This window comes from Nocardia sp. NPDC019323 (assembly GCF_044389845.1).
GTDB lineage: Bacteria > Actinomycetota > Actinomycetes > Mycobacteriales > Mycobacteriaceae > Nocardia > Nocardia implantans.
The window spans coordinates 143,678-165,119 of sequence record NZ_JBIRYN010000001.1 but is presented as its reverse complement, the minus strand read 5'-3'; the positions used below and the strand labels follow the sequence as shown (position 1 = coordinate 165,119).

The window sequence follows — 21,442 nt, the reverse complement described above, 5'->3', positions numbered from 1 at the left end:
CCCCGAAGGCGGAGCCGAAGCCGGAAAAGGCCGCGGCGCATCGGGATACCGCTCCACGGCTGCGGTTGTTCCGGGACAGCGCCATCGTCGCGCACCGCAATCTGCTCACCATCCTGCGCGTGCCGACGCTGCTGGTGACGGCCACGATCCAACCGCTGATGTTCGTGTTCCTGTTCGCCTACATCTTCGGCGCGTCGCTGGGCGGCGGCCAGTACCGGGAATTCCTGCTCGCGGGCATCTTCACCCAGACGGTGGCGTTCAACGCCGCGTTCACCACGGTCGGCCTGGCAGGGGATCTGCAGAAGGGCATCATCGACCGGATGCGGGCGCTGCCGATGTCGCGGCTGGCCGTGCTGATGGGCCGCACGCTGTCGGACCTGGTGGTCAACATCCTCAGCCTGGCGGTGATGGTCGGGTGCGGGTACATCGTGGGCTGGCGCATCCACGGCAGCGTCTCCGACGCCGTGCTGGCGTTCGCGGTGATCCTGCTGTTCGCGTTCGCGATGTCCTGGGTGGGCGCGCTGACCGGCCTGATGTCGCCGACCGTCGAGGTGGCGCAGAGCGCCGGGTTGATCTGGCTTTTCCCGCTGACGTTCATCTCCTCGGCGTTCATCTCCGCCGAGACTCTGCCCGGCCCGCTGCGCACCATCGCGGAGTGGAATCCGATCACCGCGGTGTCGGCGGCGGGACGCAAATTGTTCGACAACGACTCGCCGCCCACCTTCGTCCCGCCCAGCGGATGGGCCGCCGATCACTGCGTCGAATACGCGGCGGCTTGCTCGGTGGCGATCCTCGTGGTGGCCGTGCCGCTGGCGCTGCTGCGCTACCGGAAGGTGGCCAGTCACTGACCCGCGCGCCCACGCGCACAGCGAACGGCCGCCGCATCCGGACGATGCGGCGGCCGTTTCGGTATTCGCGAACCGTCAGGCGCGGCGGCGGGTCTTGAGCAGCTCCAAGCGCTCCTTGAGCAGCTCCTCGAGCTCCTCCTTGCTGCGGCGTTCCAACAGCATGTCCCAGTGCGTGCGCGGCGGCTTGACCTTCTTGGTCTCCTGGGTGGTGCCTTCGACCAGCACCCCCTCCTGGCCGTTGCGGCACAGCCAGGTCGGCGGGATCTCGGCGTCGTCGGCGAAGGGGACGTCGAATTCCTCGCCGTTGTCGGTCCGGTACCGGGCGATCCGACGCGGAGCCAGGTCGTGGTCGCGATCGGTCTCGTAGCTCACCGCTCCGAGCCGACTGCCTCGGAGTACGCGATCTGCCATGGTGTGCCTCTCCCTGTGTGCTCGAGTCTTCGTGCGCTGCGACCGTGTCCGCGCGAGTGCGCGCAGCACCCGCCGGACCTGATGTACAACGATCGGGCCTGCGCCGATAGTTCCCGACGCGGCCGCGGTGAACCGTTCCATTGTAGTGCCAGCGTCGCATCGGCCCCGTCGCACCCGACGGCGGGTGATTCGCCGGGGGCGCTGAGCGGATCAGGAGTGGCGAGCGATTAGTGTTCTGCGTCATGTCGCGCCGCTTGTCCTGCCAGTGGTGTGGGCGGGAGATCGTGGAATCGGAGGCCGGCCGCCGTCGCCGGTACTGCCGCCAGTCCTGTCGCCAACGCGCCTACGAACACCGCAACAGCTTGAAGGGGACGGGAATTCCCGACGACGCGGTCGTGCTCAGCGCCCACGAGGCCGCCGACCTGGCCGATCGCTGGTTCGCCGCCCGCTGCGCCGCCGAGGACGTCGCCACCGCGATCGCGGAGGGGGCCACGCCCGATGAGCTGGCGGCGCTCGGCAAGACGCTGGTCGCGCTCACCCGTGACGCGGAACGTCTGCGCTGACCGGCTCCGGCGTGGTCTCGGGTGTTGCGCCGCGGTGGCGTAGATACACCGCGCCGAGCAGCACGACGACGGTCGCCACAAGTCCGGAGGCGGCGTACCAGGTGGCCGGGTCGGGATGGACCAGCGACTGGCCGCGCATCGCCTGCCAGAAGACCAGCGCCAGCAGGCCGGCGTAGCCCGCCGCCAGCACAGCGACGACGGCCGCGCGAGCGCGTTGCGGGCGCAGCCAGCGGTACCGCGGCGCGAGCCGGGCGAGTGCGATGGCCGCCAGCAGCAGGACCTGGATGCCGTGCAGCCCGACGAAGTGCGGCACGCGCAGGTCGCCGCCGATGGTGCTCCAGTGCGTGATCGGCATGCCGCCCATGGCGTCGCGCGGAGCGAGATCGCCGGAGTCGGGCGCGACCGTGTGCCCGGCGGCCAATTCGACGACTCGTCCGGCGCTGTCGCGGACGAGCTGCTTGCCGGTGAATCCCATCAGGTAGCCCAGCGCCATACCCACCACGGCCAGCGCCAGACCGGCATGGACGGCGCGTGCGGTCGGGCGGTCCGCCAATCGCTGCCAGGACAGGATCAGCACGATGAGCAGGTTGGCCAGGAACAGGCCGGGCACGCCGGAGGCGAAGACCACCTGCCCGATCGAGTTCACCGGGTCGGTCTCGGTGTTGAAGTGGCTGAACGTGCCGCGCGCGGCTTGCAGCACGATGAATCCCACATCGACGAATCCGGTCACCGCGAACACCGTGCCCAGCCACCAGGTGACCCGGCTTCCCTTGTGCGGCAACGACAACAGCCACGCCAGGGTGAGGCTGTAGACAGTGAACGCCAGGCCGAATTTCATCGGCTTGAGCCAGACGGATTCGCCGAGCAGCGTGCGGTCGTCGAGCAGCATCGCCGGGAGGGAGAACAGGACGAGCGCGGTCATCGCGGCGACCGTGCCGAGCAGTGGTCGATGCAGCCGCCCGCGCGTCGCCGTCCGCGTGCTCGCACGCGACCGCGACCCGCCTGCGGGTGCGGCGACGAAATGTGTTGTGGACATGGAGCGAACGTAGGAATCGCGGACCCCGGTGGACGTCCCGCCGGGGCGCTATTCGCGTCTAGTACCCCGGTACCGGGGGGCCACCCGCGGGCGGTACCGCGGACCCACATGTCCTCGCTTACGGCTGTGCCTTGGCGCGCCACGAAGCTGGTCCGGCGGAGGCCTCATAGGGATTGGATCCCGCGGCGGGATCGCGGGCGTCGCGCTCGATCCCGTTGCGCCGATCGGGCAGATGAAGCGGGCCGCGAACGCGTCGTTGCGTTCGCGGCCCGTAGCGGGCGACGGCGCTGTCGCCGGGTTCGTCCGCGAGCCCTCGTGTCCCGCGAGCCGGATCGGGGTCAGTCCTCCGGGGCGTACCCGACGTCGATGCCGCGTCCGGCCAGCCAGGGGTGCGGATCGATCGGGGTGCCGTCGGCCAGATGGACTTCGTAGTGCAGGTGCGGCCCGGTGGAATAGCCGCGGTTGCCCACCGTCGCGATGACGTCGCCCGCGCGGACCGGCTGGCCCACGGTGGCGAGGATGTCGTTCACGTGGCCGTAGACGCCGACGGTGCCGTCGTCCTGCTGGACCCGCACCCACAGGCCGAAGCCCGAGGCGGGACCGGCCTCGATCACGACGCCGTCGGTGACGGCGGCGATCGGCGCCCCGAGCGGATCGCCGAAATCCAGGCCGGCGTGCATCGCGCCCCAGCGCGTGCCGAAATTCGAGGTCAGTACGCCGGCGGCGGGCCGGACGGTCTTCGGGCGGGCGAAGTCCTGCGCGATGCGGTTGAGGTCCCAGGGCACAGGCGCCGGGGCGGCCTGCGGAGCCGGGCTCTGCGGTGGGGTGAAGACGGCGAATCGAGCCATGCCCTCGGCGGGGCGGATTTCACCCGAGGCGATCTTCCCCGCCACGAGGCGGGCGGAGTCGGTGTCCTCGTCCTGCTGCGCCGCGGCGAGCACGCCGAAGGACGCGGTGACGACCGCGGAGGCGACGACGACGCGGGCGGTGACGCCGTCGCGGCGCAACCGTGTCGCGGCGCGACGGATCGGTAACGGAAAGGTCACGGGCATGCGTCGAACGTACGGCAGCCGCCGCAGGCGTCCGCAATCCTGTGGCAACCATCACCGGGTGCAAAAGCCCAGCTCGATCATTTGCGAAGAGGTGAAGAATCCTGCGCGATTCCTATGCGAGCTGGGACGACGAAGACTTGGCGGCGGTTGACCCGGGGAGTGCTGGATGCGCACACTGTGTGAGTGGCGACTAATGGAGTTCGTGCCCTCACGGCGCTGGCGGACCCGACCCGTCGCGCGATCTTCGAGGCCCTGCCGCAGGCCGCTCGCTCGGTCGGCGACTTGGCGGAGGAACTCGGTGTGACCAGTTCGGCGGTCTCGCAGCATCTGCGTGTGCTGCGCGAGGCGCGCTTGGTGATGATGCGGCCGGAGGGCAATCGCAGGTTGTATTCCCTGGACCCACGCGGCCTCGCCGACGCCCGCGACTACCTCGAACAGTTCTGGCCGAGCGCGATCGCCGCCTATTCCGCGGCGTTGCAGACCGCCGCGACAGCGAACGCGTGACCGCGGCGGTGTGCCCGCGTCCGTCTTCGGCGGCGGTCGGTGGCGGTCATCCCACCCGGCGATAGGCCGTCTTGGGACGGTCGGTACCCGTGCTGGGCCAATTGCGCTTGCTCAGCTGCTTGTCGACGGCGGTGATCACCTCGGCGACGTCGATCTGCAACAGGCCGGGGTCGGGGGCGGCGGCGTCGGCGTCGCCGACATGGCCGGCCCACAGCACGGCATGCCGGCCGAGCAGGTGTGCGGGCGGACCGGCCAACTGCGGCGGCGTCGGGCCGAACAGCAGGACGGTCCGGGTGCCGAACGCCGTGGCCAAGTGGGCCACGCCGGTGTCTCCGCAGATCACGAGGGCGGCCTCGGCGACGGTGGCGGACAGATCGATGAGGGTCTGCTGTCCGGCAAGCACCCGGCCGGCGGGCAGGCCCGCTCGTGCGGCGACGCCGAGCGCGAGTTGGCGTTCGTACTCGTCGCCGGTGAGCACCACCTCGCGCCCCAGGGCGAGCAGGTGCCGGATGACGGCGGCGAACCGGTCGGGCGGCCAGCGGCGCGCCGGTGCGCCCGCGCCGACGTGCACGACCACGCAGTCGCGGCGGCTGGTCGTCGACACCGGCGGAACCAGTCCCAGGTTGCGGCGATCCGCGCCGATGCCGTCGTACTCCAGCAGATGACACCAGCGGTCCACCTGGTGGGTGTCCGGCTCCCACGCCGGGCCGGACAACTCGGGAAACGCGGGGTTGCGGAAAGTGAGTATGCGCTCGGCCCCGGTCTTGGACAGGGCGACGATGCTCTCGGCGCCTGCGCCGTGCAGGTTGACCGCCAACTCGGGCGCGGGCGCGTCCCAACGGAGGCTGCCCGGATCGGGAGTGGGCAGCAGAGTGTCGACCGAGGCGATCAGATCGACGATCGGCTTGAGTCGCAGCGGCGCCGCCAAGACGATGCGATCGTGGGGTTTGGCTCGGCGCAGCGCACGAAGAGCCGGGATCGCGGTGAGTAGATCACCCAGCCCACGCGCCTGCAACACGAGCAGAACCGCCACCCTCTTCTCCTAGCCACCCGAGTCTCACCGAACCCCGACCCACCCGTTCAGCCCAGGGGCGCCGACGAAGAGTCACTAACGAATAACTACCCGGCCGTTCGGATGGCGAAACGTGAACGTGGGACAACGTCGTGACGTCGAAGGAAACCCTGGGCGCACGCTGTCCAGCAAATATGCAGGGAACATATGCATTGCAGCTATAACATCAGGGAATGACGACCAACAGCGTGGTAGAGGGTCCACTGAAGTCTCTTGCCCGCCGTGCGTGGCAAACGATCCTGCTCACCGGCGTACTCGCGGTGATCCTCGGCATCCTGATCCTGGCCTGGCCCGACATCACGCTGGCGGTGGCGGGCATCATCTTCGGGGTCTACCTGGTGGTCACCGGCTTCCTGCAGCTGCTCGCGGCCTTCGGCGCGCCGGTCGGCACCGGCCTGCGCGTGCTGTCGTTCATCATCGGCGTGCTGTCCATCGTGGTCGGCGTCTTCTGCTTCCGCGACGAACTCGCCTCGTTGCTGCTGCTGGGGTTGTGGATCGGCATCGGCTGGCTGTTCCGCGGGATCGCGTTGCTGGTGGCCGCGATCTCCGAACCGGAACTGCCGGGGCGCTGGTGGCAGGTGCTCTTCGGCCTCGTCACCGCGGTCGCCGGTGTCGTGCTGATCGTCTGGCCGGTGCGGTCGGTGGCCACGTTGGCCGTCTTGGCCGGGGTGTGGCTGATCATCGTCGGCATCATGGAGATCATCGTGGCGTTCGGTGTGCGCAGGGAGATCGCCTGACCAGCACGGTTCCCTCCGGCTGGAACTCGTGACAGAATCACAGGCGCATTTTCACCAGACGTCGGCTTCGGGGTTGGTCGACATCGAAAAGAACTGGAGGCACGAATGATTCGTACTGCTGGGTTTGTCGGTGCGCTCGCCCTGGCGGGGGCCGCGGCCATGCTGTCGGCGGGGACGGCGCAGGCCGCGGTCGGCACGCTGTCGATCAACGGCGAACTGCACGCGGATCCGGTGGGCTGCCTGAACACCGACGGTACCTTCTACACCACGTTCCAGATCACCGTCGTCAACAGCACCGATCGTGCCGTCACGCTGTACTCCGGAAGGGACTGCACCGGTTCGGTGGTCGGCGAGCTGCCCGTGGAGAAGATCGGCTACCTGCCCAAGGGCGGCAGCGTCTCGGTCAGCTGAGCCGACCGTAGCGATCGCGGCCGAGGCGTCGCGTCACCCATCGCACGAGTTTCGTCGGTGTGGTGCGCGACCGCCTCGGCCGTTTCCGTGCTCGCCTCGCCCGCCCTGCCGTTTCACCCGCCGACGTCGGTGGGGATCCGTTCCGATGCCGACACGGTGTCGCGTGCCCACGCCGCGTGCGGCCGGGCGTAGCGCCCGCCGCGCCGCAGCGGCTCGGCATGGCTGCCGTCCTCGACGATCCGGCCCTCGTGGAACAGCAGCACCCGATCGGCGGTCTCGGCCGTGTGTATCCGATGCGCGATCGTCGGGGTGGTGCGGCCGCGGGTGAGGCGGGCCAAGGCGTGCTGCATCCGTGCGTCGGTGCCCGCGTCGCAACGCCGCGCAAGATGATCGTCACGATGCGCAGCAGCGAGACCGCCAGCACGAAGGCCGCTCCGGCCGCGGGGAAGCGGCCCTCGGCGAAGCTCGCGACCACCATGTGCTCCGTACTCCATCCACGGCTTTCGCGGCGAGCGCCATGCAGCAGGCGTTCACCAGGCCGGAGGCGACCGCGGCGGCCCGGCGCCCGCCCGCACCCGCGCAGCATGATCGCCAGCCCGCTGCACAGGGTGCGGGGGTCCTGCCCGGCCTCGCTGTCCGCGGCCGCGGCGAGCAGTGCGCCCTTTCCGTAGCTCATGACCCCGGACACCGAGATGGCCGGGTTGTTCCCGTCGCCACCACGATTCCAACCGCCTGCACGCTCTAAAAAGGGGACCTTGGAACGCGTCCCGCAGCGATGGACTCGATCAGTGTGATCGGTACACGGCGGCACTACGGCCGCGAACGCCTGGGGCGACCGCGATGGGCGCTACCGCGCAGGTGAACTCGTTTCCAGTGAGCGGGCCGGACGCCGGGTGTCCTGTGTGCGCGGCCAGTCATTCGGGTTCGCCGCGGTGGACTCCGAGGTCGCCGCCGGCGGAACCGGCGGCACGCCGGCCGCGCGGCGGCGTCCCCGCGGATCCCATGCCATCGCCGACGCGGCCGCGCCCAGCAGAACGATCACGATCATGGTCACAACACACCAGACCAACATGGTCCTTGCCTCCCTGGCAAAACCATCCGGTTGACAGACTGCGTCGGCTTACCAAGGCGGACAGTTGTTTTCGAGTCGCCGACAGTATCCACCGACCGGAAGGCGGGCGCGAGTCCTCGGCGCGGGGCCGGGCATCCCGGTCTTGTCCGAAACCCGCTACCGATGCTGTCGCGGCCGGTGTACCAGCGCGAACACCGCCGGCTCCGGTGAAAGGGGTTCCGGTGCTGCAATCGGAGGAGACGGGGATCACGGTCACGCCGCGGCCGTACGGGTGTGGATGCCGTCTCAGTCCGGCCGACTGCCGTTGCTTCGTCGCGCGCGGCGGTCGGCTGGGCCGCGCCGCGCTGTTTGTCTCGTTTGCGCCCGGGTAGCACGGTGGGGACGGAGGTCAACCCACAGCGAAAGGGCTGGTTCGGCGATGTCCAATTCCACATCCGGCGCGACAACGGATCGGCGGTCTCCGCTCCAGATCGCCGCCATGGCGGTCGGGGCGACGTTCCTGCTGGTCGGCATCCTGGGGTTCATTCCAGGGATCACGACCGACTACGGCGAACTCGAGTGGGCGGGTCATCACTCCCAGGCCCAGTTGCTCGGTCTGTTCGGCGTTTCGGTGCTGCACAACGTGGTTCACCTGGCTTTCGGCATCGCCGGGGTGCTGGCCGCGCGCACCGCTGCGTCGGCGCGTGCGTTCCTGCTCGGCGGCGGTGTGCTGTATCTCGTGTTGTGGCTGTACGGACTGGTCGTGAACCCCGACAGCGACGCCAACTTCGTGCCGCTCGATACGGCTGACAATTGGCTGCACTTCGTACTCGGCGCGGGCATGATCGCCCTCGGTGTGGTCTTGGCGCGGCGGCCCGTGACCCAGGCGCCGGGAGCGGGCAGGCAGACCGGAATCCTGGAGTAGCCGACGCGCCACATCGGGGCCCATCCGAGTGCTGGCTACCGAAAGTTGCTGCACGTCAAAGGTTCTCGGAGACGACCAGCTCCGCCGGGTGCCGCCGGGTCGCCGACGGTACGCTCGGTTCGGGCGACGCCGAAAAGCTGGTTGCCGGACGCCGAAGATGTTGACATCGACTGCTGTTGACAACATATGATGTCAATAACTTGCTCAGCCCGCAATCCGCGCCGTGACCGCGCGAGCTTGTGGGAGTGCAGGCGCTTCGACCACGTTGGCAACGATCGCGGCAAGGGAGTACCGATGAGGGCCAAACCACCCGCGCTGGGATATCTCCGCAAGGACGTCTCGGGTGTGTCCCAGGATTGGGACGAAGCGCAGATGCGGAGTTTGGCCAAGCGACTGGGTTACGAGCTGTGTAAGACGGTGACCTTCGGCGCCGGTACCGACGCACCGGTGGATCGCCTCGTCGACGTCGTCCGCACCTTCGGCGTCGACGCGGTGATCGCGCCCGGGCTGCACCACTTCGGCAACGCGGTACCGGCGGGACTCGTCGAGGTCTGCGACCTGATCACCGTGACGCCCCAGCAGACGTACTCCCGTTCGGCGCTGTCGCGGATCTGGGCCTGAATCGCTCCGCCGGACGAAGTCCGGCGCGGTTCAGCGCTGACGCCAGCCCAGCGGACCCGGCAGGTCCACACTGTTCTTCTTGGTTCGGGAGTTCCACGACCAGGGGCCGATTTTGATGCTCCACGACGACAGCCCCGACTGGGTGAAGTTGAGTTTCAGCGGCCCGAACGATTTGCGCTGACGGTATCTGATTGGCATGAGCAGCCTCCCTGACTCGACCCCAGGATAACGGATCCGGTTATCCCACAGGGTTTTCGCTGGTCGGCGCACCCTTGGCCGGCATCCCGACAGGATTCGTGCCGTCGAGCGGGCGGCCCGGAAACGATGGGCGATCTACCGCTGACGTGCGCTCTACTGATGCCATGGACGGCACTGGAAGCCCTTGGGAGAATACGACGCACGACTGGGCGAGCACCGTGGACCTCGCTCATCTGGAACGGATTCGCCGCGAGCCGGAAGCGATGGCTCCCGGCGGTATCCGTCACCTGATCCTCGAAGTCGTCGCGTACGCGGCGGACGAAGCCGCATGTGGGAACGGCGGACGGTGCGTCGTGGTCTTGCACACCGATGGTTCGGTGTCGGTCTCCGACGATGGAAGAGGCACCGACACCCGCATCGACGCCAGCGGACGCCACGTCAAGAAGCCGATCATGGCGACGAAAGATCTGCGGTTCTTCGACTTCCCTGACGCGGAACGCCTGCCCGACGGTCATCCGCGCCGTGGCATGTCCGTCGTCGCGGCGCTGAGCCGATGGCTCGTGCATACCAATCGCAGGCGGCACGGAGCTTGGACGCAACGCTATGAGAACGGCGTCCCGGTCACCGATCTGCTGCCGGTCGCCGCGGACGGCACGACCGGTACGACGGTCCACTTCCGGCCGGGCCACGGCTCGCACGCGGCGGCCGAGCCGACGGTGGACGAGTTGGTCCGGCTGACGTCGTCGTGGCGACAGTTGTCGGTCGAGGTGATCCGCGCCGGTGAACCGTCGCAGTAAGCCTTGACGGTCCCCGGCTTCGCATCGCCACGTTCACCGCACGAAGGCCGGTGTCAGCTGTCCGGGACCTCCACCCAGCCGATGACCGAATACACGCCACCGCCCGGCACGCGACAGCGGGCCGCGAGTTGTGCCCGGCAGGAGGCTGCCACGGCGTCGGCCGGGGCCGGTGCGGATAGGCTGGCGGCATGTCGGACTCGGTGGTTTCCAGCGGTTTGTCGGTAGCGCTCGTGCTGGGGGGAGGTGGTCCGGTCGGCCTGTCGTGGTTGGCCGGACTGGCGACCGGACTGCGGGACAACGGCATCGACTTGGCCCGGGCCGACCGATTCGTGGGGACCTCGGCGGGGGCGGTGGTCGGCGCGGTCCTGGCCGATGGCAGTGATCCGGCGCGATTGCTGCGGCCGCCGTCCACGTCGGCGGCGCCGGTGCGGGCGGATCCGGCGCGCATGGCGGAGATCTTCGCCGTACTGCGCGCTCCGGGACAGGACCCGGCCCAGGCGCGCCGCCGGGCCGGGGAGTTGGCCTTGGCCGCGCAGGTCGGTGCTCCGGACGAGCACATCGCGCGCATCGGTGGGCTGGCCGGTGTAACGCGATGGCCCCCGCGCGATCTCGTCGTCACCGCGATCGACATCACCACCGGCGAATTGCGGGCATGGACCAGGGACGGCGCGGCGTCGTTGCCCGCGGCGCTGGCGTCGAGCACGGCGGTGCCGGGAGTCTTCCCGCCGATTCCGATCGACGGCAGCCACTACATCGACGGCGGCTTGCGCTCGCCGGTCAACGCGGACCTGGCCGCGGGCGCGGACGTCGTGGTGATCCTCGAACCGCTGGCGCACATGTTCCCGCGTGTTCCGAGCGATCGCGAACTCGGCTCGGCCACAGAGGTTTCCATTGTCCCCGACGACGAGGCCGTCGCCGTGATCGGACTCGACGTGTTCGACTCCGCGGCGCTGGCTCCCGCCCATGCGGCGGGCGTGCGCCAGGCGGCCGAGGCGGCGTCGCGACTGAAGGACGTCTGGCCGAACGGCTGACCGCTCACCGCCGTACTCCCTCGAGCGATGTCCTCGTCGCGCTCGACGTATTCGCCGTAGCAGCCGAAGCCCTCGGCGACCTTGTCGCGAAGCGCCGTTCCGGCTCGTGGTGAGCGCCGAGCCCCTGCGTCCGCACGGCTGCGCCGATTCGTGCTCGACGCTCCCCGCGCTGATCGGCTGCTGGTGCCCGCTCGTGCTCCCAGCGGCGAGGTCGTCATCGTGGCGGTCGAACCCGGCGTTCCCGGGGCGACCGTCACCGCGCGGCCGGTGGTCGACGCGACGCGCGATCTCGGGCGGGTCGGGGCCGGTGGCGTTGTGGCGTTTCCACGGCGACGGCGGGCGCGCACTCGGCGGCAGTGCGACCGGCCCGCGATCGCGACGGCCTGCGACAGTCTGGGGCTCAGCAGGGCCATGCCGGCGGCCACCGTCGGCTACGCCGGGGTGCGCGAACAGTTCGTCCGTCCGATCGGCTCCTGCCAGGCCGTCAAGCGCGCCTGCGCGGACCTGCTGGTGCGGATTGCGGTGGCCGGGCAGTTGGTGGCGGCCGCGGTGCGAGCCGAGGTCGCGTCCGGTCCGGACGCGGGCGGCGCGGCATCGAGGGCCAAGGCGTTCACCCCCGAGACGGCGGTGCGGGTGGCGGGGAAGGCCATGCAGTTGCACGGCCGCATGGTTACGTGTGGGAGAGCGGGATCGACGCCTATCGCAAGCGAGCCACGCTCGATCGGGGTCATGTTCGGCACGCCCGCCGAACACCGGAGACGACTGGCCCGGCGATTCGCCCCGGCATAGCGAGCGCGGGGCGGATCGCCGGTCGGCGGCTTGGAGCCGACCGGGAACAAGCGGTCAGTCGTCCGGAGTCTCGGTGAAGCGCTGCAGATACAGCGGCTCGCCCAGTTTCTCCACCAGATCGAGTTCGGTTTCCAGGTAGTCGACGTGCTGCTCTTCGTCCTCGAGGATGTGCTCGAAGATGCGAGCGGAGGTCACGTCGCCGCGCGAACGCATCAGCTCGATGCCACGGCGCAGCCGTTCGACCGCTTCCAGCTCGATCTGCAGATCGGCCCGCAGTTGCTCGGGCACGCTCTGCCCGATGCGCAGGGGGTTGAGCTTCTGATAGTTCGGCAGGCCCTCCAGGAAGAGGATCCGGTCGGTGAGCAGCTCGGCATGTTTCATCTCGTCGATTGACTCGTGCCGAGTGTGCCGGGCCAGCTTGGTAAAGCCCCAGTTCTCCTGCATCTTGGCGTGCAGGAAGTACTGATTGATCGCCGTGAGTTCGGCCGTCAGCTGCTCGTTGAGCAGCGCAACGATGTCCTTGTCGCCGTCCATAGCAGCGATCGTGGCACAAAAAGCGCGCAGCGGCGGGCAGACCGCCTGGTGTGTCGGCTCAGGCGGCCGATGGCTGCGCTCCCGCGGAGGCCCGTGCGCGGCCGATCACCTCGGCCAGTCGCGTCGTGCAGCTGCCGCAACCCGGCTTCCATCCGCAGGCGTTCTTCACCTGGCGGATGCTGTCGGCGCCCGCCGAAACGCAGGTATGCACGTCACCTTCGGACACCGCGTTACAAATACAGACGTACATGAAGCCTCACAGCCAGGTCACCTTATCGCTGAGGTTAGCCTCGACTAACGAGGTAAGCCTCCCCTAATGTATAGCAGCTCGCTCCGGCGGTGTGAAGCCCGCGGCCCGCGCGAGCTCCGCTAGGGGGCGAGCCGCCGTACGGCCAGCTGCCGCGGCTCGCTCGACTCGATCTCGGCGCTGCCGGTGAGCGCGATGTCCTCTTCGGTGCGCAGCAGCACGTGCCGCGGCGCCTTGTAGCCGGCCAGCCGCTCGCGCAGGAAAGCGCAGTTCCGCGCCATCCACCGTCGCGCCCGGCCGCGGCGCCACGCACGAGACCACGGCTTCGCCGAGCGTCTCGTGCGGCACGCCGACGGTGCGCGCGACCTTGACGCCGGGGAACCGGAGCAGCCCCGCGCTGGACGGGCCGGTGATGCGAACCCGGTTGCCGACGAGGACGTGGCCGGCGGTTACGTGCTCGCCTGCATCCATGGCGTTCGGCCGCGGCGATCTCGGGCAGCGGGCCCGCTTCCAGCGGATCGCGGTCCCCTGCGGCTGCGGGCCGCCGGTTATCGGCCGTTCTCGACCTGGTTGAACGGGACGTCGCGATCGGCGGCGAACTCCCTGGGCATGCCGAGCACGCGCTCACTGATGACGTTGCGCGCCATCTCGGTGCTGCCGCCGGCCAGGCTCCACGCCGACCGGAACAGGTAATCGAGGCCCACCCTGGTCGTGTCGGCGGCGTCGCCCGGGCTGTGGGTGGCCGCGGTGGACCCGGCGATGCGTACCGCCATATCCGTTTGCAGCCAGGCGTTCTCCGCGGTGAACAACCGGGTGATGGCTCCGGCGGAGGGCGGCAGGTCACCGCTCGCGATGGCCAGCGAGACGTGCGCGATGAGCTGGTCGCGCACCACGTTCATGGCCCGCGCCTCGCCGATGTCCTCCCTGGTGCACGGGTCGGCGCAGCGCCCGGTGGCGCGAGCCAGTTCGAGCAGCCGGTCGGCCTCGCCGCCCAGGTGCGGGCGCGCGCCGCTGGTGTACGGCGACGTGCCGCCCAGCGCGGCGCGCTCGTGGTGCAGCAGCAGGGACGCGGCGTCCCAGCCGCCGTCCACCCGGCCGAGCACCGCCTCCTCGGGCAGCGCGACGTCGTCGAAGAATTCCTGGCAGAACTCGGTCGAGCCGGTCACCTGTTTGATCCGCCGCACGGTGACGCCTTCGGCGCGCACCGGCACCAGGAACATCGTGAGCCCGCGGTGCTTGGCGACCTCCCAGTTGGTGCGGGCCAGGCACAGCCCGTAGTCGGCGGCGTAGGCGCCGGAGCTCCAGATCTTCGATCCGTTGAGGATCCACCGGTCGCCGTCGCGCTCGGCGCGGGTGGTGAGTCCGGCCAGATCCGACCCGCCGCGCGGCTCGGACAGGAACTGCGCCAGGATCTCTTCGCCGCGCAGCACGGCGGGCAGGTGCGCGCGCTTCTGCTGCTCGGTGCCGAGATCGAGCAGGCTCGCCGCGCAGATGGCCAGCGTCGGCACGTTCAGCAGCAGTGGCATCTCGTAGGGCAGCGATTCCTCGGTGAACGCCCGCTGGTGGGCCGGGGTGAGGCCGAGTCCGCCGTAGTCGGCCGGGAAGCAGATTCCGGCGAAGCCGCCCTCGTGCAGCATCCGTTGCAGCTGCCGGGCGCGGTCCCACGCCTCCTCGGTGTCGGACTTGTGGTCCGCGGCGGGGGCCGGGGGCAGGTTGCCCCGCAACCAGGTCCGCGCGCGGGCGCGGAAGTCCTCGACGGGCTCCAGATCCGTGGTCATAACGCGGTCCTTCCTGGCGGGCTCGATCCGGTTCACGCGGCTGCCGTGTCGAGCAGATCGGTGATGTGGCGCCGGTGCTCCTCTGGCGTGCCGTACATGGCGCGGCCGAGGGTGATCCGGCGTAGGTACAGATGCAGGTCGTGCTCCCAGGTGACGCCGATGCCGCCGTGCAGCTGTACGCAGTCCTGGGCGATCACCGGGGCTTTCGCTCCCACATACGATTTCGCGATGCTGATCGCCTCGCCCGCGCCGGCCGGGTCGTCGTCCCACGCCGCCGCGGCGGCGGTCGCGGTGGCTCGGCACGCTTCCAGCCAGGTCTTGTTGTCGGCCATCCGGTGCTTGAGCGCCTGGTAGGAGGCCAGCTGCCTGCCGAAGGTGTAGCGATCGAACAACCAGGACAAGGTCGCGGCGAGCGCGGCGTCGGCGGCGCCGACCAGCTCGGCGGCGGTCAGCACGGCCGCGGTGCGCGCCTGCGCTCGCAGCGCGGCCACGGCGGCGCCGCCGGTGTGCGCCACGGCGTCCGCCGATACCGCGACATTCTCGAACGTCACGTGCGCGGTGCGGCGGACCAGGTCCAGGGTCCAGGCCGGGGTGACGGTCACGCCGGGGGCGTCGGCGCGCACCAGCAGCTGCACCGGGCCGTCGGCGCTCTGGGCGGTCACCAGGAACAGATCCGCCTGGTCGCCCGCTTCCACGCGGTCCTTGACACCGTTGAGCCGGTATCCGTCGCCCTGGGGTTCGGCGCTGGTCCTGAGGGCCTGTCCGGGGGACAGGACGGTGAAGTCCCGGCCGGGTTCGTAGACCGCCCACGTCACGATCGTTTCGCCAGCGGCGACGGCGGTGACGACCTCGCCGAGAGGGCGTGCGTCCGAGGCCAGTCCCGCCAGGACGGCATTCGTCGTGATGAACGGACCGGGCGCGCAGGCGCGGCCCAGCTCTTCGGCCACCGCGGCGAGTTCGGTCATCGACCTTCCGGAAACGGTTCCGCCGCCGAGGCTTTCGGGAACCAGCATGGCCGTCCAGCCCAATTCCGCCGCGCGCCGCCACCAGGTCCGATCGAATCCCGTCCCCGCTTCGCCGAGCGCGCGCACGGTGCTCACCGGGACGGTGTCCGCCAGGAATTCGCGGGTGGTCGACTGGAACAACCGCTGATCCGCGGTGGGGTCGTTGGTCATGATGCCTGTCCTTCGGTTGACGCGCCGCCCTGTTTGTGGAAATCTCATACTCACAGATGAGAGGCATATTCTCAATCACGGAAGTCACCCGGCGAACTCGGCCTATGAGCGGCCTCCGCCGGGGTGTCGAAGGGACCCTCGAGTGGTGAAAAACTTCCAGGAGCTGGACTTCTTCCTCGGGCAGGAACTCGTCGCCGATCCGTATCCGTACTTCGACGCGCTGCGCGAGCAGTGTCCGGTGACGCGCGAGAAGCACCACGACGTGATGATGGTGACCGGCTACGACGAGGCGCTCGAGGTCTACAACGACGTCGAACGGTTCTCCTCCTGCATCTCCGTCACCGGCCCGTTCCCCGGCTTCCCGGTGCCCCTGGCCGGGGCGGAGGATGTCGACGCCCTCATCGCCGAGCACCGGGACAAGCTGCCGATGAGCGACCAGCTGCCCACGCTCGACCCTCCGGTGCACACCGATCACCGCGCACTGCTCATGCGGTTGATCACGCCGAAACGCCTCAAGGAGAACGAGGAGGCGATGTGGGCCATCGCCGACCGGATGCTGGACCGGTACCTGGCCAAGGGCAAGGGCGACTGCATGCGGGAATTCGCCGGCCCCTTCACGCTGTACGTGATCGCCGACCTGCTCGGAGTCCCCGACGACGATCAAGAGGAGTTTCTGCACGCCTTGCAACGCGATCCGCACCGCGAGGGCGCGAGTGTCGGCAGCACCGACGGGGAGGGCATGTCGCACAACCCCATCGAATTCCTCTACGCCAAATTCTCCGAGTACGTCGAGGACCGCAGGAAGAACCCGCGCGGTGACGTGCTGACCAGCATGGCGACCGCGACCTTCCCCGACGGGCGCGAACCCGAGGTCCTCGATGTGGTCCGGGTGGCGGCGAACCTCTTCTCGGCGGGCCAGGAGACGACCGTCCGGCTGCTCAGTTCGGCGCTGAAGATCCTGGCCGAGCGCCAGGACATCCAGCGGGATCTGCGCGAGGACCGCGGCCGCGTCCAGCACTTCATCGAGGAGTGCCTGCGGATGGAGAGCCCGGTCAAGGGCGACTTCCGGCTGGCCAAGGTCGCCACCGAGGTCGGCGGCACCCAGGTGCCCGCGGGCGCCGTCCTTATGGTGGTCAACGGCGCGGCGAATCGCGACCCGCGCCGGTTCGAGGATCCGACCACGTTCGCGGTGGGACGCTCGAACGCGCGCTCGCACTTGGCATTCGGGCGCGGGGTGCACACCTGCCCCGGCGCGCCGCTCGCGCGGGCCGAAGCCAGGGTGGCCATCGAGCGGCTGCTCGAGCGCACCACCGGATTCCGGATAGACGAGAGCGTGCACGGCCCCGAGGGCGCGCGCGACTACCGCTACCTGCCCACGTTCATCCTGCGCGGACTCACCGCCCTGCACTTGGAGTTCGACGTGGCCGAGGGTGGGGCGCGATGAAGGTCGGCGTCGACGCGGATCGTTGCCGGGGCCACGGCGTCTGTCTCGGCCTGTGCCCCGAAGTGTTCTCCTTGACCGACGACGGCTACGCCGAAGCCGTCGTCACCGAGGTGCCCGGTCACCTCGAGGCGCAGGTGCGCGAGGCGGTGCAGTCCTGCCCCGAGAGCGCGATCGTCATCGAGTGAGCGACAGGGCGGGCACCGGGATCACCGCCGCGAGCGGGTCGAATCGGACGTCCTGGTGCCGCGACCGCTCCACCTAGGATGCGCGAATCTTCTGCACGCGGGTGTTGCCGGTGCCGAGGGCGGTGCCGTCGGAACCGGTCGGGGCGATTTCCGGCACGGGGATGCCGTGTTCGTCCACGAGGATGGAATGCGCCTCGCCGGGGTCGAAGGCGTGGCGCTCTCCCCACTGCCGCAGCGTGAGGACGACGGGGAAGAGGTCGCGGCCCGCATCGGTGAGCACGTACTCCTGGCGGCGGCCCGACGGTGCGGTGCGCTGAGTGAGGACCCCGTGAGCGGTGAGCTTGCGCAGCCGGTCGGTGAGGATATTGCGCGCGATGCCGGTGCGTCGCTGGAACTCGGTGAACGATCGTGCCCCGTCCATCGCGTCGCGGATGACGAGAAAACTCCACCGGTCGCCGACCAGGTCGAGGGTGCGGGCGACGGGGCAGTCCGGGTCGGTCCAGTCGGGGTTCGCGGTGCGCGGCATGACACCTCCCAATCAGTTGCAGATTGAAACCATTATGTCGTACCGTCCAATTGGTTGCAATCTGCTACTGATTGGGAGCGTGATGAACGGGTGGCGGCGGTTGCTGCTGGCGGTGGTGTGCGGTGTCGCGGTGGCGACCATCTATGCGGCACAGCCGATTCTGGAGCCGATGGGACGTGATCTCGGTGTGACGGCCGAACGCGCGGGGTGGATCGTCGCCACCGCTCAGGTCGGCTATCTGGTGGGCCTGGTTCTGCTGGTGCCGCTCGGCGATGTGGTCTCCGACAGGCGCCGGCTCATCGCAGCGCACCTGGCGCTCACCGCGGTGGGCATGATCCTGACGGCCTCGGCGCAGGCCACCTGGGTGGCGTTCGCCGGGCTCGCGGCGACCGGATTGTTCGCGGTGGTGGTGCAGACCACGGTGGCCTACGCCGCATCGGTGTCCCCGCCCGCCGAACGCGGACGGAGCATCGGAGTTGTGACCTCGGGCGTCATGATCGGCATCCTGGGCGCGCGGATCGTCACCGGCATGGTCGCGCAGATCGGGGGCTGGCGGAGTGTGTATGCGGCCTGCGCGGGCCTGGCGCTCGGGCTCGCGGCCTTGGTCCTGCTCGTCCTGCCGCCGGAGCAACGACCCGGCCGGCCGTCGGGGTATCGGCGGGCCCTCGTCGCACTCGGCGGCCTGTTCGGGCAGCGCCACTTCCTGACGCGCGGGCTCATCGCGTTCTTCCTGTTCGCCTCGTTCGCGACCCTGTGGAACGGGCTGTCGCTCGCGCTGGCGGGCGCGCCGTGGCAGCTGAGCGAAAGCCGGATCGGGCTGTTCGGACTCGCCGGACTCGCCGGCGCGCTAGGCGCAGCCCGGGCTGGACGGTGGGCCGACGCCGGGCATGCGGCCCCGGTCACCGGGCTCGCGCTCACCCTGCTCATCCTGTCGTGGTCGGCGATCGCGCAGCTGCCGAGGTCACTGTGGCTGCTCGCCATCGGCATCGTGGTTCTCGACTTCGCGGTCCAAGCCGTGCACGTCAGCAACCAGAACCTGCTCACCGCAGCGCAGCCCGACCGCGTCAGCGGCGTTGTCGGCGGCTACATGGTCTTCTACTCGCTCGGCTCCGCCGTCGGCGCGGCCGCGACCACCGCCGTCTGCACTGCCGACGGCTGGGTCGGCTCCTGTCTGCTCGGAGCCGGATTCGCGTCGTGCGCCTTGACGGTCTGGGCGCTCGGCGAGCGGCTACCGCTCGAACGCGCGACTATTCGAGCCGGGAAGTCGGGCGCGCACCAGGCGCGGGCCGCAATGGACTGACCGCGCTGGACGGGCTTTACGCGCCGCGTATCGGACGGTCAACTCCGCTCGGCCGGATGAATGCCCGCATCGATGGCGGCGTCCAGGATCCCCAGATCAGCGCCCAGTTCGGCGACCAGCGCGCGGGCCACCGTCACGTCCTTGCGGAGGAATTCGCTCACCGAAGCGCGGAAGACCTCGACCGCTCCCTTCCCGGCCACGCTGGTGACGGCGCGACCGCTGCTGCTGGCGTGCGGCAGGGCCGCCAGCAAGGTGGCCTCGTCCACTCCGAGTTGGTTTCCCAGCCGCACCGCGTCGGCGACCAATCCGATCTGCGCGGCGAACAGGGCGTTGTTGACGAGTTTCACCCGCTGGCCCGCGCCGAGTGGCCCTACGTGCAGGACGGGATCGGCATATGCCCGTAAGACGACTTGTGCGCGCTCGGCCGCCTCGTCGGCGCCGCCGAGGAGGACGGTGAGCCGGCCCGCGGCGATGTCGTGCGGTCCGCCGCTCACCGGCGCGTCCACCACCCCGACATCAGGGGACGCCGCCGCGATAGCGGCCACCGTCGCGGGACTCCCGGTGGTGTGCACGATCAGCACGGCCCCGCGGCGCACGGCGCGCAGCAGCGGGCCGCCGAGGCACACTTCGCGCACCTGGTCATCGGTGAGCACGCAGACCACGACGGCTTCCGCGTCATGGGCGGCCGCGGTGACGGTTTCGACGGCTCGCGCTCCGGTCTCGGCGATCGCCGCCCGCGCCGCCGCCGAGCGCCCCACCGCGCGGACGGTGTGACCCGCCCGCACCAAGCGCTGGATCATCGGGCGGCCCATCCGCCCCGCGCCCACGAATCCGATGCGCAAGCCCGGTCCTTTCAGCGCTGCCGATTCATCAAGGCGAGCGTCGCGTCGGCCGCGCCGAGCACGACCCCGGGAGCGATCCCGGCCGCCTCGGCCAATCTCGCCACCAAGCCGACGTCTTTGCGGAGCAGATCACCGGCGTGCTCGGCCAGCCGGTCCACAGTGCCGCCCGCGGAGACGATCCGCCCCAGCGCGAAACTGTTCGCGGTGCCGTGGGTGATCACTTCGCCCAGGCGGTCCGGGCTGATGCCGAGACCCTGGCCGAGGGCGAGAGTCCCTGCCGCCGTGGCGATATTCGCGGTGAACAACAGGTTGTTCAGCAGTTTGGCGGCCTGTCCTGAGCCGACGCCGCCGAGATGGACGATCGGATCCGCGTAGGTCGCGAACACCGGGCGGCTGCGTTCGACGGCCTCGGTGTCGCCGCCGGCCATCACCAGCAGCCTGCCCGCGGCGGCGGCGGGGCCACCTCCGCTGACCGGAGCGTCGATCACCGTGACCTGTCGCGCCGCGGCGAGTTCCGCCAGCTCCCGGCAGGTGTCCGGATGCACGGTGGAGTGCACGGCGATGATCGAACCCACTGCGAGACCGGCCAATACGCCACGGTCCCCGGTCACGACCTCGCGCACGTCGGCGTCACCGACCACGCACAGGCACACCAGGTCGCTGCGCGCGGCCAGCTCGGCGGGTGATCCGGCCGTCGCGGCCGCGGTGTCGGCGAACGGCTCGAGCGAGGCGGGCCGCCGCGCCCACAGAGTGGTCGGGTAGCCGCCCTCGACGATGCGGCGCGCCATCGGCGCGCCCTGACTGCCCAACCCGATGAACCCGACGCGCATCAGTGCACCTCCTCGTCGGTCGGTTCCGGCGTGGCGCCCGGGGCCGGGGCGGGCCGATAGAAGACTGCCAGCAGTCCGGCCGTAGCGGCCACGGCCAGGCCGAGCACGATGCCGCCACCGGCCCAACCGGTGATCGCGATGCCCGCGGCATGATCCAGCGACAGCCACCCCGGCCCGAGCAGGCCCAGCGCGAGCGCGACCACGGCCAGCACGAGCACGTATTCGTAGCCCTCCTCGAAGACGAAGAAGCCGTTCGCGCGGTGCGCAAGCAATCCGGCGACCAGCATGACCGAGACGACCGCCGCGGCGGCGAAGGGGGTGAGCAGGCCGAGCACCAGCAATGCCCCCGCACCGATCTCGGTGACCACGCTCAGCCAGGCCTGCAGCACTCCGTTGCGCAGCCCCAGCCCGCTGAACCACCGTGCCGTCCCGGCGATCTTGCCGCCGCCGAGCCAATGATTGACGCCGTGCGCGATCATGGTGACCCCCACGACCAGGCGCAACAGCAACAGCGCGACATCGGTGACCTCCATGG

At 69.9% G+C, this 21,442-nt stretch carries 28 protein-coding genes; 13 read left to right on the top strand and 15 right to left on the bottom strand.

Features of this window, described 5'->3' with window-relative positions:
- Positions 1 to 65 precede the first annotated feature (65 nt).
- Positions 66 to 848 (top strand): ABC transporter permease, encoded by a 783-nt coding sequence (locus ACH49X_RS00760; RefSeq protein ID WP_195080290.1) that lies wholly within the window; start codon positions 66 to 68, stop codon positions 846 to 848.
- 75 nt (positions 849 to 923) lie between these two features.
- On the opposite strand, the gene ACH49X_RS00755 is transcribed toward ACH49X_RS00760, so the two are convergent.
- A complete protein-coding gene (locus tag ACH49X_RS00755) occupies positions 924 to 1,259 on the bottom strand; it encodes an RNA polymerase-binding protein RbpA (RefSeq protein ID WP_039801823.1) in 336 nt (111 codons plus the stop codon).
- Positions 1,260 to 1,501: 242 nt separating this feature from the next.
- Here ACH49X_RS00755 and ACH49X_RS00750 point away from each other — a divergent pair, with 242 nt between their 5' ends.
- A complete protein-coding gene (locus ACH49X_RS00750) occupies positions 1,502 to 1,822 on the top strand; it encodes a hypothetical protein (RefSeq protein ID WP_195079981.1) in 321 nt (106 codons plus the stop codon).
- Here the strand turns inward: ACH49X_RS00750 and ACH49X_RS00745 are convergent.
- Complete coding sequence (locus ACH49X_RS00745) at positions 1,794 to 2,858, bottom strand: hypothetical protein (RefSeq protein WP_195079980.1); 1,065 nt, start codon at positions 2,856 to 2,858, stop codon at positions 1,794 to 1,796. The two genes, ACH49X_RS00750 and ACH49X_RS00745, sit on opposite strands and share 29 nt — an antisense overlap.
- A gap of 338 nt (positions 2,859 to 3,196) precedes the next feature.
- The gene (locus ACH49X_RS00740) at positions 3,197 to 3,910 is read right to left on the bottom strand and encodes a M23 family metallopeptidase (RefSeq protein WP_195079979.1); all 714 of its coding nucleotides are present in this window, start codon (positions 3,908 to 3,910) and stop codon (positions 3,197 to 3,199) included.
- 183 nt (positions 3,911 to 4,093) lie between these two features.
- Between ACH49X_RS00740 and ACH49X_RS00735 the strand changes: the two genes are divergently transcribed.
- Entirely contained in the window at positions 4,094 to 4,414 is a 321-nt protein-coding gene (locus tag ACH49X_RS00735) for a helix-turn-helix transcriptional regulator (RefSeq protein ID WP_195079978.1), read from the top strand.
- Positions 4,415 to 4,460: 46 nt separating this feature from the next.
- Here ACH49X_RS00735 and ACH49X_RS00730 read toward each other — a convergent pair whose 3' ends face one another.
- Positions 4,461 to 5,447, bottom strand: coding sequence for a glycosyltransferase family 9 protein (locus ACH49X_RS00730; RefSeq protein ID WP_195079977.1), 987 nt, complete (start codon positions 5,445 to 5,447; stop codon positions 4,461 to 4,463).
- 212 nt (positions 5,448 to 5,659) lie between these two features.
- Here ACH49X_RS00730 and ACH49X_RS00725 point away from each other — a divergent pair, with 212 nt between their 5' ends.
- Both ACH49X_RS00725 and ACH49X_RS00720 read left to right on the top strand, forming a co-directional pair.
- Positions 5,660 to 6,223, top strand: a complete 564-nt coding sequence (locus ACH49X_RS00725; RefSeq protein ID WP_357208845.1) for an HdeD family acid-resistance protein — start codon at positions 5,660 to 5,662, stop codon at positions 6,221 to 6,223.
- A 105-nt stretch (positions 6,224 to 6,328) separates the two neighbouring features.
- A complete protein-coding gene (locus tag ACH49X_RS00720; protein WP_040871783.1) occupies positions 6,329 to 6,634 on the top strand; it encodes a hypothetical protein in 306 nt (101 codons plus the stop codon).
- A gap of 113 nt (positions 6,635 to 6,747) precedes the next feature.
- Here the strand turns inward: ACH49X_RS00720 and ACH49X_RS00715 are convergent, their stop codons facing one another.
- Positions 6,748 to 6,984: an ABC transporter ATP-binding protein gene (locus tag ACH49X_RS00715; RefSeq protein ID WP_195079975.1), complete on the bottom strand. Its 237-nt coding sequence runs from the start codon at positions 6,982 to 6,984 to the stop codon at positions 6,748 to 6,750.
- Between the two features lie 1,140 nt (positions 6,985 to 8,124).
- Here ACH49X_RS00715 and ACH49X_RS00710 point away from each other — a divergent pair.
- Positions 8,125 to 8,610, top strand: a complete 486-nt coding sequence (locus ACH49X_RS00710) for a DUF4383 domain-containing protein (RefSeq protein ID WP_357208847.1) — start codon at positions 8,125 to 8,127, stop codon at positions 8,608 to 8,610.
- A gap of 294 nt (positions 8,611 to 8,904) precedes the next feature.
- Positions 8,905 to 9,231, top strand: coding sequence for a hypothetical protein (locus tag ACH49X_RS00705; RefSeq protein ID WP_195079973.1), 327 nt, complete (start codon positions 8,905 to 8,907; stop codon positions 9,229 to 9,231).
- Between the two features lie 30 nt (positions 9,232 to 9,261).
- Here ACH49X_RS00705 and ACH49X_RS00700 read toward each other — a convergent pair whose 3' ends face one another.
- Positions 9,262 to 9,429, bottom strand: a complete 168-nt coding sequence (locus ACH49X_RS00700; protein WP_083880898.1) for a DUF4236 domain-containing protein — start codon at positions 9,427 to 9,429, stop codon at positions 9,262 to 9,264.
- Between the two features lie 164 nt (positions 9,430 to 9,593).
- Here ACH49X_RS00700 and ACH49X_RS00695 point away from each other — a divergent pair, with 164 nt between their 5' ends.
- The 3 genes from ACH49X_RS00695 to ACH49X_RS00685 all read left to right on the top strand — a co-directional run bounded on the left by ACH49X_RS00695 (position 9,594) and on the right by ACH49X_RS00685 (position 12,046).
- Positions 9,594 to 10,226, top strand: a complete 633-nt coding sequence (locus ACH49X_RS00695) for a hypothetical protein (RefSeq protein ID WP_357208848.1) — start codon at positions 9,594 to 9,596, stop codon at positions 10,224 to 10,226.
- 188 nt (positions 10,227 to 10,414) lie between these two features.
- Positions 10,415 to 11,257 (top strand): patatin-like phospholipase family protein, encoded by an 843-nt coding sequence (locus tag ACH49X_RS00690; protein WP_357208849.1) that lies wholly within the window; start codon positions 10,415 to 10,417, stop codon positions 11,255 to 11,257.
- A gap of 150 nt (positions 11,258 to 11,407) precedes the next feature.
- Positions 11,408 to 12,046, top strand: a complete 639-nt coding sequence (locus tag ACH49X_RS00685) for an acyl-CoA dehydrogenase family protein (protein WP_357208851.1) — start codon at positions 11,408 to 11,410, stop codon at positions 12,044 to 12,046.
- A gap of 54 nt (positions 12,047 to 12,100) precedes the next feature.
- Here the strand turns inward: ACH49X_RS00685 and bfr are convergent, their stop codons facing one another.
- The 5 genes from bfr to ACH49X_RS00660 all read right to left on the bottom strand — a co-directional run bounded on the left by bfr (position 12,101) and on the right by ACH49X_RS00660 (position 15,780).
- On the bottom strand, positions 12,101 to 12,580 hold the full coding sequence (gene bfr / locus ACH49X_RS00680; RefSeq protein ID WP_067807548.1) for a bacterioferritin: 480 nt from the start codon (positions 12,578 to 12,580) through the stop codon (positions 12,101 to 12,103).
- 58 nt (positions 12,581 to 12,638) lie between these two features.
- On the bottom strand, positions 12,639 to 12,830 hold the full coding sequence (locus tag ACH49X_RS00675) for a bacterioferritin-associated ferredoxin (RefSeq protein WP_195079971.1): 192 nt from the start codon (positions 12,828 to 12,830) through the stop codon (positions 12,639 to 12,641).
- Between the two features lie 119 nt (positions 12,831 to 12,949).
- Positions 12,950 to 13,108, bottom strand: a complete 159-nt coding sequence (locus ACH49X_RS00670) for a hypothetical protein (RefSeq protein WP_357208852.1) — start codon at positions 13,106 to 13,108, stop codon at positions 12,950 to 12,952.
- A gap of 267 nt (positions 13,109 to 13,375) precedes the next feature.
- On the bottom strand, positions 13,376 to 14,605 hold the full coding sequence (locus tag ACH49X_RS00665; protein WP_357208853.1) for an acyl-CoA dehydrogenase family protein: 1,230 nt from the start codon (positions 14,603 to 14,605) through the stop codon (positions 13,376 to 13,378).
- A gap of 32 nt (positions 14,606 to 14,637) precedes the next feature.
- The gene (locus ACH49X_RS00660; RefSeq protein ID WP_357208855.1) at positions 14,638 to 15,780 is read right to left on the bottom strand and encodes an acyl-CoA dehydrogenase family protein; all 1,143 of its coding nucleotides are present in this window, start codon (positions 15,778 to 15,780) and stop codon (positions 14,638 to 14,640) included.
- A gap of 142 nt (positions 15,781 to 15,922) precedes the next feature.
- Here ACH49X_RS00660 and ACH49X_RS00655 point away from each other — a divergent pair, with 142 nt between their 5' ends.
- Both ACH49X_RS00655 and ACH49X_RS00650 read left to right on the top strand, forming a co-directional pair.
- Complete coding sequence (locus tag ACH49X_RS00655; RefSeq protein ID WP_357208857.1) at positions 15,923 to 17,224, top strand: cytochrome P450; 1,302 nt, start codon at positions 15,923 to 15,925, stop codon at positions 17,222 to 17,224.
- On the top strand, positions 17,221 to 17,409 hold the full coding sequence (locus ACH49X_RS00650; protein ID WP_195079967.1) for a ferredoxin: 189 nt from the start codon (positions 17,221 to 17,223) through the stop codon (positions 17,407 to 17,409). Before ACH49X_RS00655 ends, ACH49X_RS00650 begins: the two co-directional genes overlap by 4 nt.
- 73 nt (positions 17,410 to 17,482) lie before the next feature.
- Here the strand turns inward: ACH49X_RS00650 and ACH49X_RS00645 are convergent, their stop codons facing one another.
- Entirely contained in the window at positions 17,483 to 17,935 is a 453-nt protein-coding gene (locus ACH49X_RS00645; protein ID WP_357208859.1) for a helix-turn-helix domain-containing protein, read from the bottom strand.
- Between ACH49X_RS00645 and ACH49X_RS00640 the strand changes: the two genes are divergently transcribed.
- Complete coding sequence (locus tag ACH49X_RS00640) at positions 17,934 to 19,235, top strand: MFS transporter (RefSeq protein WP_357105912.1); 1,302 nt, start codon at positions 17,934 to 17,936, stop codon at positions 19,233 to 19,235. The two genes, ACH49X_RS00645 and ACH49X_RS00640, sit on opposite strands and share 2 nt — an antisense overlap.
- A 38-nt stretch (positions 19,236 to 19,273) precedes the next feature.
- Here the strand turns inward: ACH49X_RS00640 and ACH49X_RS00635 are convergent, their stop codons facing one another.
- Genes ACH49X_RS00635 through ACH49X_RS00625 form a run of 3 tightly spaced genes read right to left on the bottom strand, consistent with a single transcriptional unit; the run spans position 19,274 to position 21,440 of the window.
- Positions 19,274 to 20,077: an NAD(P)-dependent oxidoreductase gene (locus ACH49X_RS00635; RefSeq protein WP_195079964.1), complete on the bottom strand. Its 804-nt coding sequence runs from the start codon at positions 20,075 to 20,077 to the stop codon at positions 19,274 to 19,276.
- Between the two features lie 11 nt (positions 20,078 to 20,088).
- Positions 20,089 to 20,907, bottom strand: coding sequence for an NAD(P)-dependent oxidoreductase (locus ACH49X_RS00630; RefSeq protein WP_195079963.1), 819 nt, complete (start codon positions 20,905 to 20,907; stop codon positions 20,089 to 20,091).
- Positions 20,907 to 21,440 (bottom strand): DoxX family protein, encoded by a 534-nt coding sequence (locus ACH49X_RS00625; RefSeq protein ID WP_357208861.1) that lies wholly within the window; start codon positions 21,438 to 21,440, stop codon positions 20,907 to 20,909. The genes ACH49X_RS00630 and ACH49X_RS00625 overlap by 1 nt, the downstream gene beginning before the upstream one ends.
- Between the last annotated feature and the right edge of the window lie 2 nt (positions 21,441 to 21,442).

Excerpts from the sequence above, each read along its gene's own strand:
- ACH49X_RS00715 (WP_195079975.1), bottom strand. The coding sequence starts at position 6,984 with ATGCAGCACGCCTTGGCCCGCCTCACCCGCGGCCGCACCACCCCGACG.
- ACH49X_RS00745 (WP_195079980.1), bottom strand. The coding sequence starts at position 2,858 with ATGTCCACAACACATTTCGTCGCCGCACCCGCAGGCGGGTCGCGGTCG.
- ACH49X_RS00640 (WP_357105912.1), top strand. The coding sequence starts at position 17,934 with ATGACACCTCCCAATCAGTTGCAGATTGAAACCATTATGTCGTACCGT.
- ACH49X_RS00675 (WP_195079971.1), bottom strand. The coding sequence starts at position 12,830 with ATGTACGTCTGTATTTGTAACGCGGTGTCCGAAGGTGACGTGCATACC.
- ACH49X_RS00670 (WP_357208852.1), bottom strand. The coding sequence starts at position 13,108 with ATGGCGCGGAACTGCGCTTTCCTGCGCGAGCGGCTGGCCGGCTACAAG.
- ACH49X_RS00650 (WP_195079967.1), top strand. The coding sequence starts at position 17,221 with ATGAAGGTCGGCGTCGACGCGGATCGTTGCCGGGGCCACGGCGTCTGT.
- bfr (WP_067807548.1), bottom strand. The coding sequence starts at position 12,580 with ATGGACGGCGACAAGGACATCGTTGCGCTGCTCAACGAGCAGCTGACG.
- ACH49X_RS00695 (WP_357208848.1), top strand. The coding sequence starts at position 9,594 with ATGGACGGCACTGGAAGCCCTTGGGAGAATACGACGCACGACTGGGCG.
- ACH49X_RS00705 (WP_195079973.1), top strand. The coding sequence starts at position 8,905 with ATGAGGGCCAAACCACCCGCGCTGGGATATCTCCGCAAGGACGTCTCG.
- ACH49X_RS00645 (WP_357208859.1), bottom strand. The coding sequence starts at position 17,935 with ATGCCGCGCACCGCGAACCCCGACTGGACCGACCCGGACTGCCCCGTC.
- ACH49X_RS00750 (WP_195079981.1), top strand. The coding sequence starts at position 1,502 with ATGTCGCGCCGCTTGTCCTGCCAGTGGTGTGGGCGGGAGATCGTGGAA.
- ACH49X_RS00725 (WP_357208845.1), top strand. The coding sequence starts at position 5,660 with ATGACGACCAACAGCGTGGTAGAGGGTCCACTGAAGTCTCTTGCCCGC.
- ACH49X_RS00700 (WP_083880898.1), bottom strand. The coding sequence starts at position 9,429 with ATGCCAATCAGATACCGTCAGCGCAAATCGTTCGGGCCGCTGAAACTC.
- ACH49X_RS00720 (WP_040871783.1), top strand. The coding sequence starts at position 6,329 with ATGATTCGTACTGCTGGGTTTGTCGGTGCGCTCGCCCTGGCGGGGGCC.
- ACH49X_RS00710 (WP_357208847.1), top strand. The coding sequence starts at position 8,125 with ATGTCCAATTCCACATCCGGCGCGACAACGGATCGGCGGTCTCCGCTC.
- ACH49X_RS00740 (WP_195079979.1), bottom strand. The coding sequence starts at position 3,910 with ATGCCCGTGACCTTTCCGTTACCGATCCGTCGCGCCGCGACACGGTTG.
- ACH49X_RS00690 (WP_357208849.1), top strand. The coding sequence starts at position 10,415 with ATGTCGGACTCGGTGGTTTCCAGCGGTTTGTCGGTAGCGCTCGTGCTG.
- ACH49X_RS00625 (WP_357208861.1), bottom strand. The coding sequence starts at position 21,440 with ATGGAGGTCACCGATGTCGCGCTGTTGCTGTTGCGCCTGGTCGTGGGG.
- ACH49X_RS00660 (WP_357208855.1), bottom strand. The coding sequence starts at position 15,780 with ATGACCAACGACCCCACCGCGGATCAGCGGTTGTTCCAGTCGACCACC.
- ACH49X_RS00665 (WP_357208853.1), bottom strand. The coding sequence starts at position 14,605 with ATGACCACGGATCTGGAGCCCGTCGAGGACTTCCGCGCCCGCGCGCGG.
- ACH49X_RS00755 (WP_039801823.1), bottom strand. The coding sequence starts at position 1,259 with ATGGCAGATCGCGTACTCCGAGGCAGTCGGCTCGGAGCGGTGAGCTAC.
- ACH49X_RS00630 (WP_195079963.1), bottom strand. The coding sequence starts at position 20,907 with ATGCGCGTCGGGTTCATCGGGTTGGGCAGTCAGGGCGCGCCGATGGCG.